General features: G+C 68.0%; 7 protein-coding genes. All 7 read left to right on the forward strand.

The genetic code is table 11. The annotated features are described in order from the left end of the window. Positions 1-388: calcium-binding protein (locus tag ACOGXQ_RS00030; protein ID WP_419943616.1), on the forward strand; the 388-nt coding region annotated here is incomplete at its 5' end. Between the two features lie 170 nt (positions 389-558). After that, positions 559-1,251, forward strand: coding sequence for an RDD family protein (locus ACOGXQ_RS00035; RefSeq protein WP_419943617.1), 693 nt, complete (start codon positions 559-561; stop codon positions 1,249-1,251). 29 nt (positions 1,252-1,280) lie between these two features. Next, positions 1,281-2,243, forward strand: a complete 963-nt coding sequence (locus tag ACOGXQ_RS00040) for a calcium-binding protein (protein WP_419943618.1) — start codon at positions 1,281-1,283, stop codon at positions 2,241-2,243. Beyond that, positions 2,240-2,965, forward strand: a complete 726-nt coding sequence (locus ACOGXQ_RS00045; protein WP_419943619.1) for an RDD family protein — start codon at positions 2,240-2,242, stop codon at positions 2,963-2,965. Before ACOGXQ_RS00040 ends, ACOGXQ_RS00045 begins: the two co-directional genes overlap by 4 nt. A gap of 14 nt (positions 2,966-2,979) precedes the next feature. After that, positions 2,980-3,582, forward strand: a complete 603-nt coding sequence (locus tag ACOGXQ_RS00050; RefSeq protein WP_419943620.1) for a calcium-binding protein — start codon at positions 2,980-2,982, stop codon at positions 3,580-3,582. A 170-nt stretch (positions 3,583-3,752) separates the two neighbouring features. Next, a complete protein-coding gene (locus tag ACOGXQ_RS00055) occupies positions 3,753-5,003 on the forward strand; it encodes an RDD family protein (protein ID WP_419943614.1) in 1,251 nt (416 codons plus the stop codon). After that, positions 4,963-10,084: Ig-like domain-containing protein (locus ACOGXQ_RS00060; protein WP_419943621.1), on the forward strand; the 5,122-nt coding region annotated here is incomplete at its 3' end. The genes ACOGXQ_RS00055 and ACOGXQ_RS00060, both read left to right, overlap by 41 nt.

The raw sequence follows: 10,084 nt of genomic DNA on the forward strand, positions 1-10,084 counted from the left end.
CCTGTGGGGCGGCCCGGGCGAAGACATGCTGCGGGGCGGCAACGGCCACGACCGCCTCTGGGGCGGGACCGACGCGGACGCCCTCAGCGGCGGCGCAGGAGCCGACAGCCTCCACGGCGGCACCGGTGATGACCGCCTCGACGGCAACACCCAGAACGACACTCTGTGGGGCGGTCCCGGCGCCGACACGCTCGACGGGGGCGGCCACGACGACGAACTCCACGGCGGCCTAGGCGCAGACATGCTGCGGGGCGGAGCGGGCGACGACCGTCTCTGGGGCGGCATCGACGCGGACACCCTCGACGGCGGCAACGGAGTCGATCACGCAGACGGCGGTCCGGGCGCCGACACCTGCATCCGCGCCGACACCACGACGGGTTGTGAGTGATCCACCATGGGCCTGCGCGAATCGTTGTCGACGCGCTGTGGCGACCCAGTTGTGGTCAGTGCCTGCGAGTCTGCTGCGGTTCGCAATCTCAGCCGCCGCGACCCGGTTGCCGTGTCTCGCCCAGGACGCCGAGGCTGGTGCTATTGCCCAGCGCCAGGAGCGTCGCTGCGATGAGCGGTACCTACCGCGGCGGTGAGGCCCGGTTGGGCAACGGCCGCACGGTCGTGCTGGCGGAGCCGGAGCGGCGTTATGGGGCCAGGTTGTTGGACATGGTCGTGTTGTTGCCTGCTGTTGTGATGGTTGCGCAGTCACTGATCTTCTTCTCCTTCGCGGCGTCGGACGGCAATGTCGAGCAGCGCTTGCTGGGCCTCGGCGGCGTGGTGGGATTGTGGGTGCTGGTGCTGTACGAGCCGGTGATGGTGGCGCGATGGGGTGCGACGGTGGGCAAGCGGGCGGTGGGGATCCGGGTCGTGTGTTTCGCGGACGGCGGATGGGTCTCGTACCGCAGGTCATGGCTGCGAGTGCTGTTGCCTTGTGCGGCGGGGGTGCTGACGCTGGGCGTGGGCTGGCTCGTGGTGATGTTGATGCTCGCAGCGTCGATGACATCGGGCCGCGACTGGCGGGGCTGGCATGACAGGCTTGCGGGCACGGTGGTGGTGACCAGGGCGTCGGCGGTGTCGCTGCGTGCTGGCGCTGGGGGTCGTGCCGGGGTGCGACGTGCGCGGCGGCGCAAACGCGAACACGGCTCGATGGATGAGCGCTGGCAGCGCTTCATGGATGAGGGATCGCCGTTGGGCGGCGAGGATGACAGCCGCGATGGCTGCGCTTTGCGCGACGGCTCCGCCGACGATGTCGTGCCATAGCGGTGATGGCGCGATCTGGGCTGTCGGCGATGCTCTATCCGGTCGCGGTGTGCGCCGACGTGCTGGGCATCGATCACGACCCCAACGGGGTCCTAGACCCCTCCACGCTGACACTCACGGCGGCGCCTGCGAGCGGCACCGCCGCGGTTGTCGTCGCCGCTGACGGCGTCACGGCGGTGGAGTACACGGCCCCTGACGCGGACGGCACGGTGTTGTTCGCCTATGAGGTGTGCGACTCGCTGGGGGCCTGCGAGTCCGCTCGGGTGACGATCATGGCCGGCACTGTCGACTGCACCATCGTCGGCTCCGAGGGGGACGACACGATCCGCGGCACACCCGGCGACGACGTGATCTGCGCGCTAGGCGGCAACGACACGATTCGAGGCCCCGGCGACGACGACATCAACGCAGGCGACGGCAATGACACCGTCTGGGGTGACAGCGGCGACGACACGCTGCTCGCGAATGCTGGCGACGACCGCCTCGACGGCGGTCCGGGAGACGACGCCGTGACCGGCGGCGGCGGTGACGATCTGATCTGGGGCGGACCCGGCGACGACACCCTCGACGGGCACGCCGGGAACGATGTCCTCTGGGGCGGACCGGGCGTAGACATGCTGCGAGGCGGCAATGGCGACGACGCCATCTGGGGCAACGCCGACAACGACAGTCTCATCGGAGGGGCTGGAGCAGACAGCCTTCATGGCGGCGCGGGCAGCGACACTCTCTACGGCAACACCCAGAACGACGCGCTGTGGGGTGGCCCCGGCGACGACATCCTCAACGGCCAAGGTCACGACGACGAGCTCCACGGCGGCCCCGGAGCGGACACGCTGCGAGGCGGCGCGGGCGATGACCGGTTGTGGGGAGGAATCGACGCGGACACGCTCGAGGGCGGCAACGGCACCGACCACCTCGACGGCGGCGACGGCGCGGACACCTGCAGCCGCGCCGGCACCACAACAAGCTGCGAGCCATCCGGCAGGCCATGACAAACCCGGATCGCAACGGCAACACAGCAGCAGGAGTTACGCCGCCCGACGTAATCGACCCGGATGGGTCGCTCGTCGTGGCGGGGCTGGGCAGACGGCTCGGCGCGAGATGCGTCGACACGCTGCTGCGACTTCCGCTCGCGTACTTCATATTCGCCTGGTCGGCGTTTCTGTATTGGAACATTTGGGGGGAGAGGGACACGGCGGGGCCCCCCCAGAACTGGATCGTGAGTTGGGTCGCGGGCGCGGTGCTGGTGGCCTATGAGCCGGTAGTGATCTCGCGGACTGGCTGCACGTTGGGCAAGCTGATGTTCGGGATCAGAGTGCGACAGCGGTCCGATCCCACCAGGACTCCGACGCTCTGCCAGGCGCTGGTGCGCTGGGCAGTCCCGGTCGTGTGGGGTGGCGTGCTGCTGTGGGTCTCCTGGGAGGCGCTCGCAGCGCTGCTACTCGACGACTACGGCGGACGCGGCGGCGACATCTTCTCCTTCATCGACGGAGGACGCGAGACTCCCTTCGCCGAGAACGACCTCGCATGGGTGCTGCTGAACGCGGTCTTCTACGGCGTCGTCGCGGGGCTGCCGTTCATGTCAGGCGTGTTGTGCATCGCCGGCCGACTGCGCCCCGGCAACGGCAGCAGTCTGCACGACAGAGCCGCAAGAACCATCGTTTTGCGCAGCTCGGCAAACGGCGACGGCCGAACAAGCGGCGGCTCCGGCTAGCAATTGGATGCACCGTGGTTCGGAGTTACCAGAACGACCTAATCCGGGCCGGCCCTGGTGATGACGCGATGCGCGGCGGCGCTGGCGACAACCGGCGGAAGGGCGGCATCGACGCAGACACCCTCGACGGCGGCGCGGGTGACGACAAGGTCACGGGCGGCGGCGGTGATGATCTGATCTGGGGCGGCTCCGGAGCGGACGCCTTCGACGGCCACGCCGGCAGCGACACCATCTGGGGAGGCCCCGGCATGGACACGATTCGCGGCGGCCCCGGCGACGACACCATCTGGGGCGACGCCGACAACGACACCGCTACCGGCGGTGCCGGTGCCGACATGCTGCACGGCGGCGCAGGCGACGACCATCTCGACGGCAACACCCAGAACGACACACTGTGGGGCGGTCCCGGCGTCGACACGCTCGACGGGGGCGGCCACGACGACGAGCTCCACGGCGGCCCGGGTGAGGACACGCTTCGAGGCGGCGCGGGCGACGACCGTCTCTGGGGCGGCATCGACGCGGACACCCTCGACGGCGGCAATGGAGTCGATCACGCAGACGGCGGTCCGGGCGCCGACACCTGCGTCCGCTTCGACACCACGACGGGTTGTGAGTGATCGACGATGGGCCTGCGCGAATCGTTGTCGACGCGCTGTGGCGACCCAGTGGTGGTCAGTGCCTGCGAGTCTGCTGCGGTTCGCAATCGCTGCCGCCGCGACCCGGTTGCCGTTTCTCGCCCAGGGCTCAGAGGTTGGTGCTATTGCCCAGCGTCAGGAGTGTCGCTGCGATGAGCGGTACCTACCGCGGCGGTGAGGCCCGGTTGGGCAACGGCCGCACGGTCGTGCTGGCGGAGCCGGAGCGGCGTTATGGGGCCAGGTTGTTGGACATGGTCGTGTTGTTGCCTGCTGTTGTGATGGTTGCGCAGTCACTGATCTTCTTCTCCTTCGCGGCGTTGGGCGGCAATGTCGAGCAGCGCTTGCTGGGCCTCGGCGGCGTGGTGGGATTGTGGGTGCTGGTGCTGTACGAGCCGGTGATGGTGGCGCGATGGGGTGCGACGGTGGGCAAGCGGGCGGTGGGGATCCGGGTCGTGTGTTTCGCGGACGGCGGATGGGTCTCGTACCGCAGGTCATGGCTGCGAGTGCTGTTGCCTTGTGCGGCGGGGGTGCTGACGCTGGGCGTGGGCTGGCTCGTGGTGATGTTGATGCTCGCAGCGTCGATGACATCGGGCCGCGACTGGCGGGGCTGGCATGACAGGCTTGCGGGCACGGTGGTGGTGAATGCCCCGCGCACGGGCGCCGGCGCTGAGCTGGAGGGACGCCGCGGGTTGACCGAGCGCGGCGAGGTTCACGTGGCGGCGGGCGGGGGTGTGCTGGCGCGTGCGGTTGCGTGGCTGGTCGATGCGGTCTGCGCGGCTCCGTTCGTGGTGTGGGGGACGTGGTCGGTGCTGGGTGCGTTGGAGAACTACGGCGTGCATCACTTGCATAGAGGCAATGCGACCTATAGCGAAGCAGTGGCCGACAGCGCGTTCCATTGGGTGCCGTCCACGGCGATGGCTGTGATGGTTCTTGTGGTGTGCGGGCCGATTGTTGCCAGCTGCTGGGGCGCGACTCCGGGTCAGCGGATTGCACGCGTCAAAGTGGTGAATCTCGGCCACAGCGGCCCGCCAATGCCTGGCCGTGCACTGCTGCGCTGGGCAGCCGGCGCGGTGCCGCTGCTGGTGGGTGCCGCCGCACTGACATGGGCGCTGTGGAGCGGAACCGAGGGAACCCCCGGGGTGTGGCTCGCCGTGGCGTCGTTCGGCGTTTGGATGCTGGTGCACGCCTCGGTGCTGTGGGACCCCCAGCGGCGCGGCTGGCGCGACAAGCTCGCAGGCACGATCGTGGTGCGCGCCCCGGCAACGGCATCGTCACAGGGACTGACCGACCGCCGGACATCCAACGCACAGGACATGGACCGGCGTTGGCGGGAGTTCATGGGTCGCGAACGCGCGGCTGCTGGTGAGCCCGACGGCCGGGGTGCTGAGGGGTCGCAGGGCTGATGCCGATACCCCGCTAGGCGCATTGGCGCCGTTCGCCGCTGGGTTCGGTGCGGCTGGTGACGTGGTGGTGGAGCACACGGCTGGCCCGGCGGGCGGCACGGTGTTGTTCGCCTATGAGGTGTGCGACTCGCTGGGAGCCTGCGAGTCCGCTCAGGTGACGATCATGGCCAGCACTGCGGATTGCACGATCACCGGCACCGAAGGAGATGACACCATCCGCGGCACTGTCGGCGTCGACAAGCCGCGGCGCCCCGGACGCACCGCACGCGACACGCCGGCCACCCCTGCTGCGCAACGCGTCGCGCTGATGGCGTTCTATAGCGCGACCGGCGGGTCGAACTGGACCCGCAACGCCAACTGGGGCACCGCCGCACCGGTTCGGGACCGGTCCGGCGTCACCACCAACACCGACGACAACATCACCCGCCTGTACCTGCACACCAATCAGCTGACCGGTGCGATCTCAGCCGAAATCGCCGATCTCGCCAACCTCACCACGCTGTATCTCTCCAGCAATCGGTTGACTGGTTTGCCTGCTGAGATCGGCAGCCTCACCAACCTCGCCTGGCTGTGGCTCGACGGCAATCGGCTGTCGGGCTGTGTGCCTGCGTCGCTTTCTGCGGTCCCGAACGTCAGGCTCGATGCGGGCGTGTCGTTCTGCGAGCCGGCGCGGGTGTCGGTCACCGACGCGTCGGTGACCGAAGGCGACGGCGAGGCTGTGTTCACGGTGACGGTCCAGCCCGGCACCGACACCGCCGACACATCGGTCTCGCTGCCATGGAGCACCGTGTCGGGCACCGCCGCTGCGGGCTCGGACTACCAGGGCTCCTCGGGGACGCTGCAGATACCCGCCGGCGCTCGCTTCGCGACGATCGCCGTGCCCGTCACCGACGACAACACCCCAGAAAGCACCGAGACGTTCAGCATCAATCTGACCGTTTCCGCCGGCGCGACGCTCGCGGACACCACCGCGACAGCCACCATCATCGACGACGACGGGACTGTGCCGGGTCTGTCGCGGGTCGCGCCGTGCGAAGGCGCCGTGTTGACCGGTTCTGTGGCGGGGGTGTTCGATTTCGCCCAGTCGGGCTATGGGGGCGATTCTCATGTGTTCGTGGATGTGGACGTGACCTGCGCCGCCTCCAGCGAGGCGGTGGGGCTGCCGGTCGGGGTGGAGGTCACCTCGGGGCCCGCGTCGAGCCTGGGCGCCAGCGGCCATTGCATCACCCGTGCCGGCATCCAGCAGGTGACCCGCTCCACCGGCACGGGCCAGGGCTGTGTCGCCGACTCGGTCGCCCGCCCGATCACGGGTGATGTCGCGGGGCGTTCGACCCATCTGGTGCGCATTCCCGATGCCAGCATCGGGCAGATGCATCAGCTGCTGGCGTGGATCGACGCTGATCGTGACGGCACCCACGGCCGCGGTGAGCCGTTTGTGGACTTCGAGTCCGATTTCGAGTCCCGGGTCCTCGGCGCGGACGGCGAGACCGCATTCGGGATGCCGCAGCGCTTTGAGGTGTCGCTGGTGACGCCGTGGAGCGATCGGGTCAGCCGTGCGGGGCACTACACGTCGCTGCGGCTCGCCCTGCGCACCCAAACCGACGAGGTGATCGGGCACACATTCGGCGGGCCGATCTACCGCCGGGACCCCGTCGCTGAAACCCCGGTAGGCGTGTCGATGCTGGCAGGCCCCAGCCGCACCGCAGCGGTGATGTGCTCGGTGCCGCCCACCGACGTGGTCCCTTCGCCGGGTTACTCGAGAATCTGCGTGACCGACGCGCGCGGCCATGTCGATGTGCGGTTCTTGGTGCCGCCGGGAGCGGTCAGCGTGCTGCGCCAACAGCACGATCTGCTGCGTGTCTGGCTCGACACCGACCAAGACAGCAGCTACGACTTCGAAACCGTCGACGAGAACCAGCGCATCGTCACACCCGAACCAGCCAGCACCCTGCGCGTCCCCCTCGCCAAAGCCGTCAACTACGTCGCACTCGGAGACTCATACTCAGCAGGCGAATCCGGCCGTGACGACGCTCCCGGCTTCACTGGGAGCTATCTCACTGACAATCCCGCTGGTGAGAGCTGCCGTCGCTGGAGCCTCGCCTACCCGGTGGTGCTCAAGAACGAATTCCTCGGCGACACCACTCTCGGCATCGACGTCACCTTCGACACCTTCGCGTGCACCGGCGCAGAGACCGCCCACATCTATCACCCTCTCGACCCCGACAACGACAGCACCCTCCCGGATTTGGCCGATTCTCGACGCCCTTCCGCGGCAGACGAGTCGTTTCTCGAACCGCGACAGGCCGTGTCGCTCGCGAACGTCCAGGCCATGAGCGATGTGGACATGATCACGATCACCATCGGCGGCAACGACGCGGGCTTCGGTGACGTAATCGCCGGCTGCGTCAGCCTTGAGAGCGCAGCCGGTTGTGGGCCTAGTGACTTGGTCTCTGACTTGGAGTCGGTCAGAACGAGTCTCGAAGCGGTGTTCCAGCAGGTCAAGTTGGTAGCTCCCAATGCCTCGGTGTACGTGCTCGGCTATCCGTATCTGACGCCGGTCTTGAACGAATGCACCGATGCCACTCCTGAGGTGATTGGCGACTACGAGTCGACACGCAATACATCATTCTTGGAGAAAGCTGGACTCTCGCGGCATTGCGTCGAAGTGATCGTCGATTACGTCACCTTGATCGAAGGTGATGCCTGCGAGGCTTTTCGCGCCAATCAGAATTACCACGCTGTATCAGGGTGGTGGGCATTCCCGGCAGACTTGGCGGCGTTTCTGTTCAGCGACAGCTTGAATCTGGAGGCGAGCGAGGCGGTGTTCTTGCGGAACACCGCCGATGAACTCAATTCGATGATCCGTCGGGCTGCCGAGACAGCCGGCGTGCACTATGTGGACGCGGCAGGTGCGGTCTCGTCGTCGGGCGAGCCTGCACGTTGGGAGCGGCATTCGCCATGCACATCCGAACCGTGGCTCCGTGGTTATGTGCCTGATGAGGAGAGCAGCATCGGCACATCGGATGGCTCGTTTCATCCGACGGCAGCGGGGCACCGTACTTATGCGGCGGTGCTGGAGCAGTTCATCCGTGATGCAGTTCGGCGACCCAGTGTGATGCTGAACGGGGCGGGGCTGCCGTCGAACCCATCGCCGCAGTCAGGAAGCAGCCGCGGATCGTCCTCACCGGCACTCCGCGGCAGTTCAATCGGCGTGCCGTCGGCCGGGGCAACAGGCACGAAGGCTCTGACTGGCGAGGGCGTAGCTGAAGAGGGCTTGCCCGAGGCTCGCAGCACTTCGCCGATGGATTCCTCGGGGCCGTTGCTGGTGCGTCGCGCTGCGGTGGGCTCGGGCTGCGGCGCGGAGTTCATCTCCGCAGGCGAGCAGGTCACCCTGAGCGGCAGCGGGTTCGCTGCGGGTGCGTCAGTGGCGTTCTCGACTGCGGGCATTTCGCTGGGCGATGCCACGGTGTCCGCTGCGTCTGTCGCCGCAGCCACGGCGGATGCCGACGGCGACATCGAGGCAGTTTGGACGATGCCCACGCCGCCTGCCGCGAGCGATGATCCCGCGCCGCGCGCGTATGCCGCCCGCGCAACGGGCGTCGACTCCGACGGCGGTACGCATACGTTGTTGATGACTGAGCCGCTGGTCGCATATCCGGGCACGGCGCCCTGCGCGGCAGCGGACACCGCGACCACAACGCGTGGCACAGCAGTACAGGTCGCGGTGCTCGCCAACGACACAGACTCGACCGGCGGCGCGCTGGATCCCGGCTCGGTTGCTGTGCGGCCGGTCGATGGCGGTAGGTTCAGCGTGGACACCGCAACCGGCGCGGTGACCTTCACGCCTGATGCGGGGTTCTGGGGCACAGTCGAGACTTCCTATGTGGTGTACGACGGGTGGGGGTTCGGCGGCCGCGCCGACTTGACGATCACCGTGAATGGGGGCTGCACGGTCACCGGTACCGATGGAGTGCCGTTGATCGAGGGCACTGCGGGTGACGACGTGCTGTGCGTGCCCGACCGCGAGGACTGGCGAGCGTTCCACATCATCGACGGCAAGGGCGGCGACGACGTCATCCTCGGCGGCGCCGGAGTGGAGTGGGTGTACGGCGGCGCTGGAGCGGACACGATCTACAGCGGCGGCGGCAACGATCGCATCGTCGCCGGCACGGGTATCGACACGATTCACGGCGGACCCGGCATGGACTCGGTGTACAGCCTCGACACCGCAGACGCTGTCGTGGACGACGACTACGAGATGATCCTGTCGCCGTCGACGGTCGTCGCGCAGTCGGTTCCTGAACCCGAAGACGACTGGGTCTGGGTCGACGTGTCCCAGACGGTCGAGGTCGATGTGCTCGCGAACGACCACGATCCCAACGAGAACATCGACCCCGCCACGCTGAGCGTTACCACAGCGCCATCCGACGGGGCGGCCTTCGTCACTGAAGACGCCGACGGCCGCGCCGTGGTCAGCTACAGCGCAACTGCTCTTGGGGGCACCGTTTCGTTCTCCTACGTGGTGTGCGACTCGCTCGGCAACTGTGCCGCCGCTGAGGTGACCGTGATGGTTGGCACGGCGGACTGCACGATCGTCGGCACGTCCGGTGACGACATTATTCGTGGAACTCCCGGCGACGACGTGATCTGCGGGCTCGACGGCGACGACGACCTCCGCGGCATCGGCGGCAACGACATCGTCATCGGCGGCAACGGTGACGATGATGTCAATGCGGGCGACGGCAACGACACAGTGTGGGGCGGCCCAGGCGCAGACACGCTCGACGGCGGACCAGGAGACGACGCCATCTGGGGCGCCGCGGGTGATGACACACTGCTCGCGAATTCGGGTACCGATCGGCTCAACGGCGGCCCAGGAGCAGACACCGTCACAGGCGGCGGCGGTGACGACTTGATCTGGGGCGGCCTAGGCGACGACACACTCGACGGCCATGCCGGCGGCGACACCATTTGGGGCGGCCCAGGCGCAGACACGCTGCGAGGCGGCAACGGCAACGACACCATCTGGGGCAACGCCGACAACGACAGACTCACAGGAGGAGCCGGAGCGGACAGCCTCT

It is taken from the genome of Candidatus Poriferisodalis sp., assembly GCF_965208485.1.
GTDB lineage: Bacteria > Actinomycetota > Acidimicrobiia > Acidimicrobiales > Poriferisodalaceae > Poriferisodalis.

What these genes read in the sequence shown, in the direction of transcription:
- ACOGXQ_RS00035 (WP_419943617.1), top strand. Translation starts at nt 559, where the DNA reads ATGAGCGGTACCTACCGCGGCGGTGAGGCCCGGTTGGGCAACGGCCGC.
- ACOGXQ_RS00040 (WP_419943618.1), top strand. Translation starts at nt 1,281, where the DNA reads ATGCTCTATCCGGTCGCGGTGTGCGCCGACGTGCTGGGCATCGATCAC.
- ACOGXQ_RS00045 (WP_419943619.1), top strand. Translation starts at nt 2,240, where the DNA reads ATGACAAACCCGGATCGCAACGGCAACACAGCAGCAGGAGTTACGCCG.
- ACOGXQ_RS00055 (WP_419943614.1), top strand. Translation starts at nt 3,753, where the DNA reads ATGAGCGGTACCTACCGCGGCGGTGAGGCCCGGTTGGGCAACGGCCGC.